This is a genomic window from Myxacorys sp., from assembly GCF_059501405.1.
The window spans coordinates 54,962-74,536 of the sequence record NZ_JCACCM010000175.1 but is presented as its reverse complement, the minus strand read 5'-3'; the positions used below and the strand labels follow the sequence as shown (position 1 = coordinate 74,536).

The following is a 19,575-nucleotide window of genomic DNA, read 5'->3' as shown; positions in this document are numbered from 1 at the left end:
CACTTCGGAATTGGTTATAGTCCGCATACTTCATAAGCTTTTTACCGCTTTATATGGCATTCATCAGTAAAGCTACGGAGAATTTGTCGTTCTATTGCTTTTAGCACGGCAGCATATTAATGCTTGGGGGGAATGCTTAGCTGAGATGCTTGACGGTAAGGTTCGAGAAGCAGTAGGTTTCGCTCTAGTTTCAGATGTCTGTCACGTGAGAACAGATTTCTAAGGCACAATACGTCTAAACTTGTAGTCTTATGAAGTGAAGTTTACACTTTCTATAAAATCTAGTCCCCGCTTTGCCGCTCTTTGAACGCTTAATCGACCATGAATCTCGACTTATCCAACGCGTTGTTGTCTGTCCCAACGGGGCCGTATCAAATCTCTGACGTGTCTTCAGGGCAGGCTGTCTCGTTTTCGCTCATCGTTCCGACCTACAACGAAAGCAAGAACGTTCAGCAGATAGTTCAGATTTTGACCCAGTTGCTTGACCATGCCTTGCCCAACGATTACGAGCTAATCGTGGTAGATGACAACAGCCCCGATCGCACATGGGAAATCGCTCAACAGCTTATACCTAACTATCCGCATCTGCGGGTTATGCGTCGGCAAACAGAGCGGGGACTCTCAACAGCGGTGATCCGAGGCTGGCAAGTGGCGCGAGGAGACATATTAGGGGTCATTGATGGAGACTTGCAGCATCCACCCGAAGTGCTGCTGAAACTGCTGCAAGCGGTGCGGAACGGAGCAGACTTAGCGGTGGCAAGTCGGCATGTCGAAGGCGGCGGAACGAGCGATTGGGGATTCGTTCGACGACTGCTCTCTCGGGGGGCGCAGTTGATCGGCTTGATCATCTTGCCTAACGTCGTGGGGCGCGTGTCTGACCCGATGAGTGGCTACTTTTTGGTGAGGCGCAGCGCGATCGCCCAGTGTCTGCTCAATCCGCTCGGCTACAAAATTCTGCTAGAAGTCATTGGTCGCGGCGATGTTGAGCGGATTGCTGAAGTCGGCTATGTCTTCCAAGAACGACAAGAGGGTGAAAGTAAGGTCACCTGGAAGCAGTACGTTGAATATTTGGCGCATTTGGTAAAGCTGCGCTCTCGTGGGCGAATTAGCCGCTTAAATGAAAGATTTCAACTCGGGCGATTTTTGCGCTTTGGCTTAGTGGGTTTGAGCGGATTTGTCGTCGATATGCTCGCGTTCTATCTTCTACGCACATCCCTTAATCTAGGCATTGCTCGCAGCACGATACTATCTGCCGAAATCGCTGTTGTTAATAATTTCTGTTGGAACGATCTATGGACATTTGGTGATGTGGCGCAACATCAGCCAAAGAAACGTCAGCGCTTAAAGCGATTTCTCAAATTCAACACGATTTGTTTGATGGGGATCATTCTTCAAGCTCTGTTAGTGAGTGGGATGCATGATGTGCTTCATCTGAGCGAATTTATCGCAAAACCGCTCGCGATCGCCATTGTTACCTTCTGGAATTTTTGGATTAACCTCAAACTCAGTTGGCGAGTGACGGATGTTCGATAAAGACTGAGCATTGCAATGAGGCTGAAGGTTAGATGACCCTCAGCCTCATTTTTATTTATGCCAAGTGCTGCTCTACCAAGGCAACTAACTGATTCGTCCATTTGGTGACGAGTTCCATGCTCTCGGCTTCAACCATGACTCGAATCACGGGTTCGGTTCCAGAAGCCCGGACGAGAATGCGTCCTTGCTCACCCATCGCCGCTTCCGCTTGAGCGATCGCACGAGTCACCGGATCGCAGGCTTGCCAATTCAGTCGGCGATCGCGATCGTCAACTCGCACATTCTTTAAAATTTGCGGATAAGTTTTGAAACTACCATCAACCAACTCTGCCAACGTCGCGCCGGACTGCTGAACTAAATACGCGACATGCAACGCAGTTAGTAAGCCATCGCCGCTCACCGTATAGTGGGGACAGAGGATATGTCCAGATTGCTCACCGCCCAGCATTGCCCCCCAGCGAACCATTTCTGCATGAACATACTGATCGCCAACCGCCGCTCGAACTAGATGACCGCCAAGTTGCTGCCAAGCCCGTTCAAATCCTAGGTTAGACATAACGGTAGAGACGATCGTATTGCCGGGTAGCTTGCCTGCTTTAAGCAAATCTTGACCCCAGAGATACAGAATGTAGTCACCATCAACAGTTCTGCCTTGACCATCCACCGCTAAGACTCGATCGGCATCCCCATCAAAGGCAAATCCCAGATCCGCTGCTTGCTCCTGAACGGCAGCTTTGAGCAAGTTGAGGTGGGTTGAACCGCAGTTGACGTTGATGCGATCGCCGTCTGGGGTTTCGTGTAAACAAATCACCTCTGCACCCAAGGAGCGAAACACTTCAGCCCCATGACGGGTCGCGGCTCCCCACGCCAGATCTAACACGACTCGCAAACCCGAGAGAGGCCGATCGGTCTGCGTCTTCAATGGCTGTTGAATCGCCGCTAAATAATCATTGACGAGTTCGGAGCGGTGGAGATATTTTCCCCAGGAATGATTAGCTGAGGAAATCGTACCTAAATCGCCCCGCAAACACGTCTCAATTTGCTGCTGGAGTTCTGGATTTAATTTCGTGCCATTCGTGCTAAAGAACTTGATGCCGTTATCTTCAGGCGGATTGTGACTAGCAGAAATCATCACGCCGCCGATCGCGTCGGTCATGGCCGCTAAATGCGCGACGACTGGCGTGGGGCACAACCCCACATCCCAAACTTCTAGACCCGATGCCGTCAAGCCTGCCGAAAGGGCCATTGCCAGCATATTGCTAGAATTGCGCGAGTCTTGTCCGAGAATGACTGGGTAAGAGTTACCGAGCGATTCGTTAGGCGACGCTGCCACCGATCGCAGCACATGACCTGCCCAATACCCAACCTGCATCGCCAGAGGAGCGGTCAACAGTTCCCCTGCTTTTCCGCGAATTCCATCAGTTCCAAACAAAGCAGACGTGGGCAAATTGAGCGTTTCCCAATGCGTTCCTGTCATGACCCGACTGACTCCGCCAAGCTCCGAAGGAGTTCGCAAAGCAAAGTCTGTTGGTTCGCTTGAGGAGCGAGTTACTTCCGTCCGTTGCGGCAATGAAACCATAGCGAATTATCTTCCTCACACAACATCAATCATTTGTTAACCCTGCGATCCAACGGACTTCGCTGAGCGAACCCCTTCGGAGTTTGGCGAAGCAAATCGCTATACCCCTACCGCCGCTAATAACGGCTCAAATGCCTTCCAACTTAGCCCCTGCTCAATATAGCGGGGAGATTTTGGATTGTAAGGGCTTTCTAATCGATCTACCGTGTCTATCTCAGCATGATCTGGCAAAACCGGAATATCTGGATCAAACGAGGTTGGATTCATCAACGAACTTGAAAATCCTTTAAAGATAGCGACTTGATCGGGTTGCCCGTCTACTCGAATCGATGCCAGCAAAACTTCATGCGGACGCTTGATTGTATATTGCTCTAAGCGACGCCCAATTGGAGTATTCATGAGATGCATGAAACAATTACAAAAAGGTTAACTTTAGATGAAGGACGTAAGGGGAGCTTTAGGCAGAAAAGTTGAGTTTGAAACTGCCCAACTCGATTAATTGCTCATTATTAATTGCCCATTGCTGAGCGTTTGCGTTTGCCCAAGCGAAAGAAGACAAAATACCCCAAGTACAGCATGTAGATCCCTAAGCCAATCAGCCCTAAAAATCCCAAAAAGTACGGTCTCGCTCCAGCATGAAGGTATTCGCGCAACAGCCAGGGCGGAGTCAGCCACGCTCGACAAGAGGCATCCGAGAGGAGCTGTTGACTAGACAGCAGAGCGCACCGAAGATAGATGGGGATTTGAACTAAAACGCCCAGCACACAGTAGGCCGAAACTGCCCAACGCCATGAGGTAACAGAGAGCCGCAGTGGACTAGACGGCTGATCGCGAATTTCTTCATTTAAATCGGCCCAAAACCAAAGGGAAATTGGAATTAAGATTCGAGCAAGCCACCCGGTCGCAAACCCAATCGGAAACGCTCCAATTAGCAGATACACCGTGATTGTTAGCAGACTCGATACTCGCCAAAAGATGATCATCAAGCGCTGAATTGCTTCGGAGCGTTGCACAAATGCCCAAATCAGCAGCACCAATGGAATGATGACCGTAAATAAGACTGCTAAACGATAGTCAGTCCAAACGAGTGAAGATAACCAAGAAGGGGCGTCCTGCATAGAAATCGGAAAAATGAGGGAGGGCATTGCCCCGCTTTCGCGAGGAGGAGTGAGTAAAGAGAACTAAGTTATTAGCTCATTCAGTATAGAGGAAAGCTTAAAAATCGATTCTTTACTGACATCTTTACTGGCAGTAGATTGAGAAAAATGAATTGAGAAAAACAAGTTCATTTTTGCTCTTCAACGCTTACAGCTGTATTTTGAGTGAGACCTGTATTTTGAGCGAGACTATATTTTGCGACTGTTTTTGCTAATACGGCTAAATCAATGGGTTTTGAGACATAATCGCTGGCTCCCGCTTCTAAACATCGTTCGCGATCGCCTTTCATTGCCATTGCCGTTTGCACAATCACCGGAATCGACTGATAGCGTTCTTGTGCCTGAAGCTCTCGTGTAAGGCTCAGCCCATCGGCCCCTGGAAGATGAATGTCCATCAAAATCATCGCGGGCAGGGCTTGCTTGAGGGATTGCCACATTTCACGACTGTCTTGTACCCAAGCAACTTTGTAGCCCAATTTGCCGAGGAAAGTCATCATCAAGCGAGCGTTAGGAATATTATCTTCGACTAAAAGAATATGATGCGAAGGGATAGGATTGGAGACTCGGTTGAGTGCAATTAGTGGTCCGCGCAACTCTGAAGGAGCGGACGGCGTCAAAGCGGGTGACGAAGCGGCGAGAAGAGAGGACGTAGAGAAGAGGGCAGATTCTACATCAGGCTGCCTCGGTTGAAGTTTACTGAGGGGAAGCGCGATCGTGAAGCGCGATCCTTGCCCCAACACAGATTCTGCCCGCACCCAACCGCCATGCAATTCAGCTAATTTTTGGGTCAGCGCTAAGCCTAACCCTGTCCCTTCGCCACGATTCGCGTTTGTTAACTGAGCGTAGGGACGAAATAAAAGCTGCTGCTGCTCGTCCGAAATTCCGATACCTGTGTCCCAAACGGTGAACTGCATATAGCCGTCACTGGAGCGAACCGTTAGACCAACCGATCCGTGTGTCGTAAATTTCAGCGCATTAGAGAGCAAGTTAAACAGCATCTGCTTAAGGCGCAATGGATCCGCAATGATGGTCGTGATGTCCGGTGCAACATCCAGCTTGAGGGCAAGTCTCTTATCACTCGCTTTTTCTTGAACCAGTTTGAGAGCGATTTCGCAGACCGGCTTCACCTCTGTTATTTCTTGCTGCAAGTCAAGCTGATTCGCTTCAATTTTAGACAGGTCAAGAATGTCATTAATTAGTGCTAAAAGATGTTGACCGCTGCTGAGAATAATCTTGAGATAGTCTTGATGGCGGAGGTTTGTAGCATCATAGCCCTGCTCCCGTAATAGATGGGTGAAGCCTAAGATCGAACTAAGCGGTGTGCGAATTTCATGACTGGTATTGGCAAGAAACTCGCTTTTGAGTTTGCTGGTTTGGATGAGGGTTTGGTTTTCGGCTTGCAGGCTGTTGCAATGTTCGCTCAGGTGCTGTATCTGCTGGGCTTGACGCAGCATCGGAATAGTTTGTGCGATCGCCCGAGCAATGAGGTGCGATCGCAGGGGCAGAAATCGATCTTCGATGGCTGTAAGTTCTAGCTTCGACGGTGCAGTAATAAGCCACCCCAGTTCACCCTGACAATCGACCATATGCCAAGCGGTCTGCCACTGAGTCTGCTCTAGTAACGTCAACTCTGCGACGGTGAGGAGGCTGTCGCGATCGAGCGAGATGACTTGGTGAGCAAGGCTTGGAGGACTACAGTGCAAAGCTCCTGCTGTGTGGTAAATGACAACCTGATCAGGGTGAGTCGTCGGTTTGGCAATCGCAATTATCTCTCCATCTAACCCACGGCTCAAGGCGTGAACAAACGTCTTGAGAACCTCATCTTCCAGGACAGGTTTGGAGTCGGTTTCCAAGATGCTATTGCTCAGCGCTTCGCTTAACTGTAGGTGCAACCCGTTGAGATAGCGCTCGACCCAAAGTTCAGCCACAAGGCAGTCTGTTGATGGGTTGCCCCGAAGCAAAACTTGTTGTAAGGACAACTCGATCGCAGAGTCTTGAATTGCACGATGCAGATGCAAATTCATAAATCAAGGCGCGTTTAAGACGTAGACAGAACCTAGGGTAAGAATACTCATTTCAGCCCAAACACAACTATCAACCATCCTACCGAGATCTGCTGACCGCTTAGGACAATCTAATGATTGACTTGATTAAAGCCTTATTAAAAGCCTGATTAATAGAAGATGCGTGTGAAGAGGATTTGGAATCGCAGCGGTTAAAATTCGCGGGCGGAGAATAGGAGAGACGCGATCGCGAGAACAAATACAATATACAGCACGGCATAGCCCGCGTTGACAATCAACACATCTGGGCTAGGAATTAGATTGTAGACGGCCTGATTTTTAAGATCGAGTCGCGAAAGATCAGGTAGCACAAGATATAAGCCCTGAGTTGCCGCTTCGATTGAAGGATTTTTAGCGAGTTTGCCAAACTTGACAATATCTTGACTGAACTGACCCATTAAGAAGACACCGAATGTAAAAAGCGTCGCTAAGAGTGAACTCGTGCAGACTCCAAAACTGAGCGCGATCGCCGTAATCAGCGACAGTTGTAAAAACAGAAAGCTAGACGAAATTAATAAGTCTCGCAAAGAGAAGGGCACGTTCGCGACCTGTAAAATCGCCATATTGATGGCCGTCATCGCGGTGACTAGAACGGCAAGTACCCCCGATAAGCCCCAATGCTTCCCAATGATGAATTCAACGCGGCTGACTGGTTTGGCAATTAAAACGAACACCGTCCGCTTCTCGATTTCTTTGTTGATTAAACTGGTTCCCACAAAGATGGCAATCATTAGACCTAGCACCGACATGGTGGCAAGCCCTAGATCGAGCAAGATTTTTTTCTCGGTCGCTGCGGCAATTTCGGGCAGCAATCGGTAGGCAAGAATCATGGCTACCGCATAAAACCCTACGAGATAGAGAACGCGATCGCGAATGACTTCTCGAAACACATTCGTTGCGATCGTCCCAATTCGTCCAAACGTGCCACCAACACCCATGCCTACGCTTCTATTCATCGCGGTTTCAGTTCTATCCAGTTCTATATAGGAAGAGACGCAACGGCGCACATCTCTCCAACACGATACTGGGATTTTCTAAAATCGCTTCAGTTTTTTCTGTGTTTCAGCTTAAGGCTGTGGAAGCGAGTCAGGAGAACTCGCCGCTCCACATTGCACCGTTCCCAATGACCGAATTTGCCGTGCCGAAATCGCTGGGGGAGCCGGAGAATTGAATTTAAGCTGCTCAGGCGTACTGACTTGCCGAGCTTGAGCAATGCGGCAGGTCTTCGTGAGGTAATACGCTGCGTTACGGGCACTGGGCCCCTGCCACATTGCTTGCATCTTCAGGTCATATGCATCGGATGTAATGCGGGCAGTGAGATTCCATAACTGATTTTCGGCAATGCGTGGCAGTTGGGCAAATGCCTCATCTCGTATTGTCGGGAATTCTTGATCTAAATTCGACAGCCACCGCTCGACCTCTGCCCAGGGTTTGCCCTCAAGCTGCGATTTGAGCGCTTTTTCGGCAGCATCCAAATAGTCAACTCCGCGAGACAACTCAAGGCGTTTCTCAGGCGGTTGCAGTTCTCTCACAAAGGCACTTTGCTCAAATCCTTGCGCTCGAAAACTAGGATACTCAGTCAGCCAATCTTGCACTTCAAAATACAACTGAAACCAGCAGCTAATGAGCAGGTTAGCGAGTAAGACCAGAATGATGTTTTGCCGATTAGCGGGAGTTGGAGTGGTGTAAATGGGGCTTTTGGTTTTGGGATCGGACTGAATAAACTTAGGAATTGACCAGACGATCGCAGAAATCGGAGGCCAGCTCACAAAAGCCGTGCGTGCTGGAATCGCTCTTCCTTCCCAAGTTCCAAATAGGTAGATACAAATTAGTGCCCCGACAATCCAAGGCCCGATAAAAAGCTCGTAGAGCTTCAGCTTTTTCTTCACGTCGGGTTCGTAAACAAACCACCACGTCCCCAAAATCAGAAAGACCCAGCCCAAGGACGAAATAATTCTCTCTGCAATTTGCGGTGGTGCTTGGGAGGTCAGCGCGGCGACCACAGCCGAAAAAATGCTCAAAAAGATGAGAGTCTGCCAGGATGCCCATTGGGGAGGCTGCATCCGTTTGCGAATTTGATCGAAAATATCTCTCATAGATTGGAACATGGGACGTGGAGAATCTCGGCGGCTATTTAGTAATTGGTAGGCGGGAGAATGGTACGGACGGCGATGAGGAAGGTAATTGCACTAAAGCTGGCTGCATTTGCCAAAAGCACAGCTAAAGCTCGGTTCGGAAGCTCGGAAAAGGTCTGGCGATGCGCCGTTCGTCCTCTAAACTTTATCGGGTCTTGGACTTCAACAGTAGACGGTTTCCGAATTCCTAGAATCTGATCTAGCCAGTTGATTGTCTGAACCTTGAGTAGAAATGTGCCGATGAAGATACTGAATGCAAGTCCAATTAAGAGAGCGGGACTGTTGATGCGATCGTAAAAAATGTAGCCAATTAACTGCACTCGCCAACTCGGTGGCAGCGACGACTCTACTGTAAAGAAGATTAGCCATCCGACAACTGGTGATGCCAGGTTCGCAGTGGCGGCATACTGAATACTGGTTTTTTGACCAATTCCTAAATATTTTTGGAGAACGATCGACTCAATAGCGATCGCTAGCACAATAAATAGTAGCTGAAACAAAATTGCTCGTAAGGGCAACACATCCGTGAACATTGGCAACCTGTCCCCATGCTAGACATCAAGATTCTACGGTGAGTTGGACAGTTTGGGACAAATTTAGGTGTGGAGATGCTGCTTGACTGACAAAACTAAGAAGCTGGGGTAGTGCTATTTCATAAAGGATAGAGAATAATCATGCATTCATGGAGCCTTCTGCAATCCGCACATCTGGGGACATCTGAATAACCGTCTCTGCGTCTATACGAATAAATGAGCCTACAGCGATCGCACATCTGGCATCGCACATCTGGCATGGACGGGCAGCGTTCGATCAATGCCAGATGACCTCCAAATTAGTTCAATCTCGACTCAGTTCATTCCCTTGGCAGAACGGCTTCTGACAGCCAGATCAGGAGTTACGAATCAGATCGGCAACGCCGTACAAGCTAATCAGTAACAGAACCGTAGCCGCTACCTGAGTCGGGCGAGGACGAGGCTCTGAAACTCGGGCTTCTCTCACCAAAATCGAGGCACAAGCGCCGATCGTGTAAATCAACCCCAACAGTAAATAGGGCGATGCTGGAATCACAAGCCACACGGCAAACAATACCATCGACAACGCCAGCATGATCGTCTCAATCAACTGAGGGGGATTGTATTGCCCCATACTCAACCCAAACCAGAAATTGCGCCACAGCCTCATCGGTCTCTCCGTCAACTTGCCTCTATATAAGGTTTATCAGGCTTGAGTACTCTTGTTCAAGTAGTCAAGGGCTTCTTCTGTCGAAAGTTGAGGAAAAGACTGATAAAACCGACTCACGCTTAGAAACCGAGCGGGCGTTGCCAGCACGATCACGCGATCGCACCACTCCTTTAGCACATCCATCATCGACTCAGGCACCACCGGAGCGCAAATCCAGATCTCACGAGGATTTTGCTCTCGCAGCGCTTTCGTCGCCACTGCGATCGTCATTCCCGTTGCAATCCCGTCATCGAGCAGAAGCGCGATCGCGCCTTCTGCGCTCAAACCGGGACGCTGAGCAAATTGCGCTAACTGCTGTTGAGCTTTGACTTGTGCCCGTTCCACCACTTCCTGCCATTCATCTGGACCAATCGAGAGCCGAGTCGGGGTTCGGATGATGTGCCCATCAGCGGTCACGGCCCCGATCGCCAATTCCGGGTCACTTGGACGAGTAATCTTTTTCGCTACCAACACATCCAGCGGGCACCTGAGCGCTCGTGCCACTGGCAACGCTACCGGCAATCCACCCCTTGGCAAAGCATAGACAATGCTCCGGTGCGGCTCGGTCACGGTTTGCATTTCTTGTAAAACGGCTTGAGCCAGTTGCACTCCAGCCGTGTCGCGATCGCTAAATAAAATCGGGTTTTGAGCACTTTGGAAGAGTTGCATAACACCTCCTCATTGAGAGCAGCTTTATCTTTAGCATAGGTGGATCAGCAACGGATGTGGTGCCATTTGCAAATTAGGGGCGTTGGACTAACGTTGGTGCTGTTTGACCAGATTCACGATCGCCCACATCAATGCCTCTGACTCTACAGGCTTCGGGGCATGATGCTGAAATCCAGCTGCGATCGCTTGCTGTCGATCGTGGTCTCCCGCATAAGCCGTCAGGGCGACCGCCAAAACGTCTTTACCGTGAGGCATAGTGCGGATTTGTTGGATCAGCGCATAGCCATTCATATCGGGCATTCCAATATCACTGACCAACACATCAAACCTCGTTTGTCCAAAAACAAGCAATGCTTCGGCGGCGGAAGACACAGCGGTAACAATTGCCCCTGCCTGCTCCAGAATGAAGACGACCAATTCGCGAGAATCTGCCTCGTCATCGACCACCAGCGTCCGAAGATTGGTCAGCAGCGGGGCAGGAGTCATGAGGCGTGAGACAGGGACATCATCTTTGATTGAGTCATCTGTCTTCATCAGGGGTAACCGGACGGTCAAGGTTGCGCCCAGTTCTTCGCCGAGACTATCTGCTTGAACTGTTCCACCGTGCAGTTCGACCAGATGACGCACGATCGCAAGCCCCAACCCCAATCCGCCAAACTTTCGAGTGGTCGTGCTATCTGCCTGACGAAAATAATCAAACACATGGGGCAAAAAGTCAGGGTTAATGCCTTTGCCAGTATCGCTCACGGTGATTTGAGCATATTTGGCCGTTGTCCCGTGTCCGAGATGGTCTCCCACTACTGAGAACAGCTTGATTTCAACTCGTCCTCCGGGTTGGGTGAACTTAATCGCGTTGGTCAGGAGGTTCCAAATGACTTGCTGGAGGCGACCCGCATCACCCGAAACTTGAATCTTGGAGCCGGGAGACGTTTGATCAGCCGTTTCTTCAAACTGAAGGTCAATCGATTTGGCGATCGCAGACAATCGCACCGTTTCAATCGCCGCTTGAATGGTTTCTGCCAGATCAACGGCAGTCGGCGTGAGATGCAGCTTGCCTTGTAGAATCCGGGAAATGTCTAACAAATCTTCAATCAGCTGCGCTTGCATTTTGGCATTCCGTTCGATCGTATCGAGCGCATGAGCCGTTTTCGTGGCATCCAGCTTGCCGCCGCGCAGCAGCTTTGACCAGCCCAAGATCGGGTTGAGCGGCGTTCGCAGTTCGTGAGACAGCACCGCGAGAAACTCATCTTTGACTCGGTTTGCCGCTTCAGCCTGACTGCGGGCAGTTTGTTCTGCTTCATAAAGATGGGTGCGCGCGATCGCTTGGGCACACTGCTGCGCCAGCGACAGAATGAACGCTTGATCCTCTTCATTCAACTGTTGCGGCTCGCCGAACCCAAAAGACATGCCGCCGACGGCCCGACCTTCTACCATCAGGGGCATTGAGATCCACGCCCCAAGATTGTGCTGAGCATAGTGCTTAGCTAAATGAGGATAGCGGACTGCGCGTGCGGCTGAAGGCTCCGCCCAAATCGGTTCCCCAGTCCGCACGACTTGGGCTAAGGGAATGGGGGCATTGAGAGAAAACCGCTCCCATCCCTCAAACTGGTTGGCGGTTCCCCCAACAGCGCGAACCACTTCTAATTCAGTGCCGGTTTCGTTGAGCAGGGCAATCATCGCAAAGTTCGCACCCAAGGCAGCAATGCCCTGATCCACAATGACTTCAGACACTTGGGCTGGTGTGAGTGACTCAGACAGGGCAGCGGTCACAGACTGAAGACGGTTGACTCGCTCGGCTGACTCTTCGGCGGCTTGTTGGGCCTGCTGAGCGTCTTGGAAAAGGCGAGCATTGTCGATCGCGATCGCGGCTCGGTGAGCAATATCTTCTGCCATTGTCAAATCTGATCCGCTGTAGCGACGATCGGATTCAGCCGTCACAAACGTAATGGCTCCTAAAATCTGTCCCCGGGCTATTAGCGGGCAGACAATGCAAGACTTCAAACCGAGTTCGCGCAGAAGACTCAAATGTTCTGCATCGTGAGCCACCCGCTCTAACATTGCATCTGGAATGTCAACCACGATTTCTGCTTGTCCGGTTCGTAAAACTTTGGATACTCCCTCTGCCTCATCAAGCTGTCTAGGATAGCGCCGATGCAGTTCCCAGGCTAAATTCACCTTCTCTGCATCACAGTGAGCCACAGCTACCCGATGAATGGATTGATTGTCCTGCAACAGATCCACCGCGCACCAGTCGGCAAAGAATGGCACGACCAAATCGGCAACGCTTGCCAGAGTGCGTTCATACTCCAGCGAGGATGCCAGTGCCATCGTGACTTCCCCTAAAAATGTCGATCGCCGCTGGTCGGCTTCTGCTTCTAGGCGGGCAGTTTGCTCTCGAATCAGTTGAGCGCGTTCGGCTTCGGCTTGTTTGCGCTCTGTAATGTCTTTGTTGATGCCCACCAAAAAGAGCGGGTTCCCGGCTTCGTCGTACACCGTCTTTGCAGTCGTTTCGATCGGTAGTGCCGAGCCATCTTTGCGCCGACAGGAAATTTCACCGCTAAAGGCTCCAGTTTCCTTGATCGACCGAATGATCTCAGCCGTCATCGTAGGTTGGATGTCGGGATGATGGAGAAAGTGAACGGGTTTGCCGATCGCTTCTGCTGCCGTGTAGCCAAAAATCTGTTCGGCGTTGCCCAGCCAGCGTTGAATTTTGCCCTCTAAGTCGGTTAACAAAATGGCATCTGGCATCTGCTGCAACGCCGCATCTGAAATTAGCAATTCTGCTTCAGCTTGTTTGCGCTCTGTAATATCGTGCATGACGACCACCGCGCCTTGGGCATCTGCGCTTCCAGAGTTGCGCTTTGTGCGAATCGCTTGCCCACTGGCGAGCAGCGTCCGAGCGGTTCCGTGCTTCGGCGCAATCACCATTTCAACGTTGTCAACCGGCAGTCCTTGCAATGCGCGAAACAGCGGAATCTCGGCTTTAGGCATCTGCGTCTTGCCATCTGGCAGGTAGAGATCATAGTACTCTGCCCATTGCTCTGGCGGCAGCGGTTGCTCTGGCAGTCCGTGAAATTTTCGGGCGGCCCGGTTAAATAGGGTCAGAACTCCCTCAGCATTACACGCTACGATGCCTGCCTGAACGTTATCCAACAGGGCCTGGAGTAATTCTTGTTCCTGCTGAAGGGTGGCTTGGGCTTGCTGTCGCTCAACAATTTCTAACTGAAGCAATTTGTTGGCGTTGGAGACCTCAGCGGTGCGTTGCTCAACTAGATGTTCTAACTGTCTTTGCGCCTGTTGCCGTGCCAACTCAGTTTGCTGGCGCTCTAACTCAGTTGCAATCCGCAGCGCAAAGATGGGAAGCAACGTCTCGGCAAGCTGGACGTTTTCAAGGGGTTGGCTATGCATTACGCCTAGCAGTCCTAGGGGCGTGCCAATGGAGTCGTAAAACGGAATGGCGATATAGCTTTCGATGTTCAGCGGTTTTAATAAGGGAGCATTGGGAAAGCGGGCTTGCACACCCTTGGGATAGCAGCACATTTTTCGCTGCCGAATCACCTCTTGACAGGGAGTGTCTTTCAACAAGTAGGCAAAGTTATCGATGATCTGATCGTGGGCGCAAGCAGCGATCGTTTGAATCGCGTCTAAATTTTCTTCAGCTAATAAGCCAATGTAGGCGTAGTCTGCCCCTAAAACTTTTGTGAAATGTTGAACTAGGGCGTAGAAAAACGCCTCGCCTGTGACGGCAGCGACTCCCTGAGTCACCTCTAACAGGGCAGCATCAATTTGGGCTATTTTACGCGCGGCGAGCCGTAGCTCTAGCTCATCGACCACCATTGCTGCTAGATCTAGCAGCGTGGCTTGTTGATCAGTAGTGAGGGCAGGGCGCGGTTTTGTATCAAGCAAACAGAGCGTGCCTAGGGTATAGCCATCCTGGGTGAGCAAAGGCGCGCCTGCATAGAAGCGCAGTCCCGGTTCATTCAGCACGAATGGATTGCATGTGAGACGATCGTCTTGGCGGGTGTCCGGAATCACTAACACATCGTTAGACAACACAGCAAAGCTGCAAATGGTAGCATCCCGTTGGACTTCGCGAAGGTCAAAGCCATAGCACGACTTGAACCAGGCCCTCGATTCATCAATCAGAGACACCAAGGCAATCGGCATATCAAACAGACGTGCTGCCAAGGCCGTAATGCGATCGAAGCCAGCTTCAGGCGGAGTATCGAGAATTTGATATCGTCGCAGTGCCTTTAACCGTTCCGCCTCGTTGATGGGTAGCGGAGCGGTCGTCAAGGTTGGCTTTGGCAAGGCTTCAGTCATAGCGTTAAGGGAACGGTTAAGTCAGAATCTAGAGCAGCAAGGACGAGATTCACTTTGATGACTAGTCATCAAACTAGTCTGTCTCGCGATTAAGCTGTGTCGCTAACGCCGCGATCGCGGCGATCAACATCTCCGGCTCTACAGGTTTAGAAAGATGCCGTTGAAACCCTGCCGCGATCGCGTGGTGAGCATTGATTTCTCCAGCGTAGGCGGTGAGCGCGATCGCTAAAATCTGCTCGCCCTGCGGCATGGCTCGAATTTGCCGAATCAACCCATAACCATCGATCTCTGGCATACCAATGTCGCTCACTAGCACATGGGGTTTAGTTTGAGGCAGCGCGGCTAGAGCAGCGGTCGCAGAGCCAACGGACGTGACGGTCGCCCCCGCCTGCCTCAAAATAAAGGCACTCAATTCTCGCGTGTCGGTGTCATCATCGACTAGCAAGATGCGGAGATGGCTGAGGGGATGGGGTGAGGAAGTCGAGGAAGACAGCACTTCATTTTGCATCGTTTCCTCTTGTTTGAGCAGAGGCAGTTTAACCGTGAAGGTTGCGCCCTGCCCCTCTCCGGCACTTTCAGCCCCAACCGTGCCGCCGTGCAGTTCAACCAGATGCCGCACGATCGCGAGTCCTAACCCCAAACCGCCAAACGTTCGAGTCGTCGTTCCATCTGCCTGACGGAAGTACTCAAACACATGCGGCAAGAAGGATGCGACAATGCCTCTGCCCGTATCACTGACTTGGAGTTGAGCGTGCGAAGCAGTGTAATTCAACCGAATCTCTACCCGCCCGCCTTCAGGCGTAAACTTGACAGCATTAGATAGAAGATTCCAGATCACTTGCTGGAGGCGAGCAGAATCTCCTAACACCTGCCCGGCGATTGGCTCTAGTCGGGTATGAACTTGAATTGACTTGGCTTCTATTGCTAGTCGCAGGGTTTCGAGTGCTGCCTCAAGGGTCGCCTCAAGCTTGACCGGAGTCATCTTGAGGTTGAGTTTGCCTTGCAGAATCCGAGAGACATCCAACAGATCCTCAATCAGTTGGGTTTGCAGTTTGGCGTTGCGCTCGATCGTCTCCAGCGCATGAGCCGTTTTCAGCGCATCCAACTTGCCAGCGCGCAGTAGCTTTGACCAGCCCAAAATCGGATTCATTGGCGTGCGCAGTTCGTGAGATAGCACCGCCAGGAATTCATCTTTGATGCGGTTGGCAGCAACGGCTTGCTCTCGTGCGGCTTGTTCACGGGCAAGCAGTTGCTCACGCTCCGCTTCAGCACGCTTCGCTTCGGTAATGTCGTTGACTAGCACGACAAAACCTTCAACTGTTCCTTGAGTGCCAAAGCGAGGAACACCAAAGCGAGGAACATACGTGACCAGGACGTAACGAGTGCCAACGACCGCGTAAGGCACTTGAGCTTCAAAGCTGACTTGCTGTCCTGACAAAACCTGTTCAATATATGGACGAATCACCTCGTAAGCCGCTTCCCCTAAGACCTCGCGTACATGCTTGCCATAGATTTCGGTGGCAGAATGACCAAACCACTCTTCGTAGGTGTGGTTGTTAAAGCGGTAGCGTTGTTCTGAGTCTATAAACGAGATCAAGACAGGCAAAGTGTTGGTGATCACACGGAGTTCTGCTTCTCGTTGCCGCAGTGCTTCTTCGGTCTGTTTATGGTGGGTGATGTCGATCGCGGTTCCGATAAAACTTGCTACCCGCCGGGACGACCCTTCCCCCTCGAATTGCGCCAGCCCGTTTGCTAACACCCAGCGCTCGGTATGATCAGCCCACACGATGCGGTACTCAATGTCGTAAACCCCCAAACCACCAGGCTCGAGCGCCGCGCCAATCGCCTCTGCGACACGCGCTTGGTCATCCGGGTGAATGCGCTCCATCGTGACTGAGAGCGGCAACACCACCACGTCAGGTGGCTCACCCCAAATCTCGCGCATCCGCTCGTCTAGCTCGACGAGGTTCGTGCTAGGGTCATAGCGCCACGTTCCTAAACGACCCACTCCGATCGCAAGCTGGGCGCGTGCCTCACTCTGACGCAAAGACTCTTCTACTTGTTTACGATCGCTGATGTCAGCGAGTGCGCCAGGAAAGGCGACGGGTCTGCCCTGCGAGTCATATTCAACTCGACCTCGCGCGGCAACCCAACGCACCTCGCCCGTCACCGTCTGAACACGGTACTCTGAGACAAACTCCTCGCCTGTCTCGATCGTGCGATGAATGGCCGCTAAGATACGAGGTCGGTCTTCCTCGTGGATCGCATTGATAAACTGCTCCAGCGGTAGCCCTGTCGCCGCTTGGGTTGGGTCAACGGCAAAGAGGTGAGCGAAGGCTGCATTGACGGTGATGCAGTTCTCTAGGATATTAAACCGCCAGGTGTAAATTTCTCCAGCTACCAAAGCAGACTCCATCTGCACATGAGCATCCCGCAACGCTTGGTCGGCTTGCTTGCGATCGCTCACATCGATTGAGACCCCCAAAATTTGATGAGGTATCCCATCTACAGTGCGGTTAAACACAACACTTTGAGAATAGAGCCAGCGCCATTCGCCATCAGCATGGTGAGCCTGATATTCAATACTCAGCACCGCCCCTTCTGGAGCTTCACGGAAATTTTCAAAGTGAGCGTAGACGCGCTCTAAATCGTTGGGGTGAATAATGGTCGGAATCACATCTGACCCCATTGCCTGAACTTGCTCAGAGGTGTAGCCTAACAAATCGGTAATTTGGCGATTGGTGTAGATAGAGCGCTGTTCGATCAGATCATGCACAAACAAAATACCGGGCATGGCTTCAGCAATTTGCTGGCTGTAGCGCTGGCTCTCCTGTAACTGGGCTTCGATCGCTTTCCGCAGGGTAATGTTCTCAAACGCTAATCCCAAACATTGGTTGGGCAGCGGAAACGCTTTCAAGCTATACGTTCCTGCGGTAATGCCGTCCTCGCCATATTGCACTTCTCCTAAATCGATCGCTTGCCCCGTTTGCACCACCTCGGCATACCGTTGAACCAGAGGCGATTGCACGAGAGCCGGAAAATGCTCTGCCATCGTCGTGCCGATCAGGGACTCAAAATCAACCCCTGTAGCCGCCGATGCTGCCGGATTCGCAATGAGCAGCCGGAAGGAGCCGCAATCGCACAGGTCTTCTAGCTGCCAGACCACAATTCCAACTTGGACGTTGCGCACGACGCTGGCGTAAAGCTGCAAGCGCTGCTCTGCCTGTTTGCGTTCCGTGATGTCCCGATGAGTGCCCCAGGCTCGCACTAGCATTCCATCTTCAATGACACCAACCAGGTTATTCAAAAAAACTTTGGGGTTGCCAAATTGATCAACTTCATAAGATTCGGCGTCAATCAGCCGATAGCCTGACTCAATAAAGGCTTTTAGATAGTCAGTGTTGTGGGCGTCTGACTGAACCAGAAACGCGCTGAGCTTTGCTCCAACAAGACTTTGAGGTGAAGAAACCCCATACATCTGCGCCATCGCCTGGTTACACTCTGACAGATAGCCATGTTGGTAGAAGCGCTCAATCTGCTCGTCTTCGGAGCAGCAAATCGGCACTGGTTTTTCCAATTCAAAGCACCAAATAGCTTCCGAGCTTTGCCCAATAAATGCCCGATAGCGTTCTTCGCTGCGTTGAAGTGCTATTTCAGCTAGCTTGGGTTCAGTAATTTTCGTTTCATAAGCATTAGCATTGGCAATGACCGTAGCGACGTTACTGGCGATTAAATCAAAGAAGCCTCGATAATCGTCATCAAACTCTCGTCGAGGACTAATGCCCAGCACTAGCAGTCCGACGACTGGCTGCCTTGGTCCTGACGGGCGTAAGGGCAAGACGATCGCAGCATCGGGCGCATCCTCCGATCCGCCTCCCGGTAGGGCTGCCAACTGAGCCGTCAATCCATTGATTTGGTGAGCCTGACCTGTGGTTTTGACCTGCGCCAAATGCCAAGCATCTGTTGCCGTCGCTAAGTCTACCTGTTGCGGACTCGCGATCGTTCCAGGCTCCATTCCCACTGTGCCCGCTAAATACGCTCGACTGCCCTCAGCCTTAACCACATAAAGCAACGCAAACGGAAGGTCATAGGAGTTTTGCGCCAAGGTTTCTACAATCAGCGTACAGGCGGATTTCACCGTTTCTGCCTGACCCGTGTTAGCAGACAGTTCACGCAACGTTTTTAGCCTGCGATCGCTCAGCACTCGCTTTGTCGTCTCAGTACAAGTGCAGAATACGCCTCCGATCCCTCCACTCTCATCTTGAATGGGGCTGTAAGTAAAGGTAAAGTAGGTCTCCTCGGCATAGCCATTCCGAGTGACGATTCGTTGAACATCTTCTAAACAAGTAGACGCGCCCGTTTCCCGCACGCTGTCTAAGAGAGAAGCCATCCTATTGCCATCCTCTGCCCAACACTCGCGCCCCGGACGACCCAAACACTGAGGGTGCTTCGACGGTTCTAGAAGGCAATAGGCATCGTTGTAGAACCACAGGTAGTCGCGTCCCCACCAAAGCGCGATCGGTTGCGGAGACCCCAAGCAGAGGCTGACGGCGGTTCGTAAGCTTTGCGTCCACTCGCTGACGACACCTATTGAGGGTTGCGACCCGTCAGCATTGCCACCCCCGAAGCGTGCCCGCAGCATTGCCCGGATTTCGCCCTCGCCCGCAAATAGGCTATCCATTTCTGCTGTCTTTCCGCCGTCGATCACAGTTCCTCTCTAAATCTAGTAAAATGCCGAACCAGCCATAGCTGCTAACCTATAGGGCTACTGAGGAGAAATCGCCAAGCTTATCTAATCTGCCTCAACACCAACGGAGACGAGGTGACTTCTCCGATTAAGGTGACCCTTAGAAGCGCTTACACCTGCTCTTAAGGCAATTCAGTCAGGCCGTGAA

Annotated in this window: 12 protein-coding genes; 1 reads left to right on the top strand and 11 read right to left on the bottom strand. The window is 51.3% G+C overall.

The window, feature by feature from the left end:
- The first annotated feature begins 321 nt into the window (after positions 1-321).
- On the top strand, positions 322-1,533 hold the full coding sequence (locus AC5I6P_RS25085; RefSeq protein WP_495696500.1) for a glycosyltransferase: 1,212 nt from the start codon (positions 322-324) through the stop codon (positions 1,531-1,533).
- Positions 1,534-1,588: 55 nt separating this feature from the next.
- On the opposite strand, the gene glmM is transcribed toward AC5I6P_RS25085, so the two are convergent.
- The 11 genes from glmM to AC5I6P_RS25030 all read right to left on the bottom strand — a co-directional run bounded on the left by glmM (position 1,589) and on the right by AC5I6P_RS25030 (position 19,388).
- Positions 1,589-3,112, bottom strand: coding sequence for a phosphoglucosamine mutase (glmM, locus tag AC5I6P_RS25080; protein WP_495696499.1), 1,524 nt, complete (start codon positions 3,110-3,112; stop codon positions 1,589-1,591).
- 99 nt (positions 3,113-3,211) lie between these two features.
- Positions 3,212-3,511 (bottom strand): DUF7734 family protein, encoded by a 300-nt coding sequence (locus AC5I6P_RS25075; protein ID WP_495696498.1) that lies wholly within the window; start codon positions 3,509-3,511, stop codon positions 3,212-3,214.
- Between the two features lie 110 nt (positions 3,512-3,621).
- Positions 3,622-4,230, bottom strand: a complete 609-nt coding sequence (locus tag AC5I6P_RS25070) for a DUF3177 family protein (RefSeq protein ID WP_495696497.1) — start codon at positions 4,228-4,230, stop codon at positions 3,622-3,624.
- Between the two features lie 167 nt (positions 4,231-4,397).
- Positions 4,398-6,293: an ATP-binding protein gene (locus AC5I6P_RS25065; protein ID WP_495696496.1), complete on the bottom strand. Its 1,896-nt coding sequence runs from the start codon at positions 6,291-6,293 to the stop codon at positions 4,398-4,400.
- A gap of 191 nt (positions 6,294-6,484) precedes the next feature.
- Positions 6,485-7,288 carry an ABC transporter permease gene (locus AC5I6P_RS25060; RefSeq protein WP_495696495.1) on the bottom strand — a complete coding sequence of 268 codons (804 nt, stop codon included), beginning with the start codon at positions 7,286-7,288 and terminating at the stop codon, positions 6,485-6,487.
- Positions 7,289-7,399: 111 nt separating this feature from the next.
- Entirely contained in the window at positions 7,400-8,440 is a 1,041-nt protein-coding gene (locus AC5I6P_RS25055) for a DUF5357 family protein (protein ID WP_495696494.1), read from the bottom strand.
- Positions 8,441-8,466: 26 nt separating this feature from the next.
- Positions 8,467-9,000: a filament integrity protein FraC gene (gene fraC, locus AC5I6P_RS25050; RefSeq protein WP_495696493.1), complete on the bottom strand. Its 534-nt coding sequence runs from the start codon at positions 8,998-9,000 to the stop codon at positions 8,467-8,469.
- Positions 9,001-9,355: 355 nt separating this feature from the next.
- Positions 9,356-9,649 carry a hypothetical protein gene (locus AC5I6P_RS25045; RefSeq protein ID WP_495696492.1) on the bottom strand — a complete coding sequence of 98 codons (294 nt, stop codon included), beginning with the start codon at positions 9,647-9,649 and terminating at the stop codon, positions 9,356-9,358.
- A 36-nt stretch (positions 9,650-9,685) separates the two neighbouring features.
- A complete protein-coding gene (locus AC5I6P_RS25040; protein ID WP_495696491.1) occupies positions 9,686-10,357 on the bottom strand; it encodes a phosphoribosyltransferase in 672 nt (223 codons plus the stop codon).
- A gap of 87 nt (positions 10,358-10,444) precedes the next feature.
- Positions 10,445-14,680 carry a GAF domain-containing protein gene (locus AC5I6P_RS25035; RefSeq protein ID WP_495696490.1) on the bottom strand — a complete coding sequence of 1,412 codons (4,236 nt, stop codon included), beginning with the start codon at positions 14,678-14,680 and terminating at the stop codon, positions 10,445-10,447.
- A 73-nt stretch (positions 14,681-14,753) separates the two neighbouring features.
- Positions 14,754-19,388, bottom strand: a complete 4,635-nt coding sequence (locus AC5I6P_RS25030; protein ID WP_495696489.1) for a PAS domain S-box protein — start codon at positions 19,386-19,388, stop codon at positions 14,754-14,756.
- Positions 19,389-19,575 lie beyond the last annotated feature (187 nt).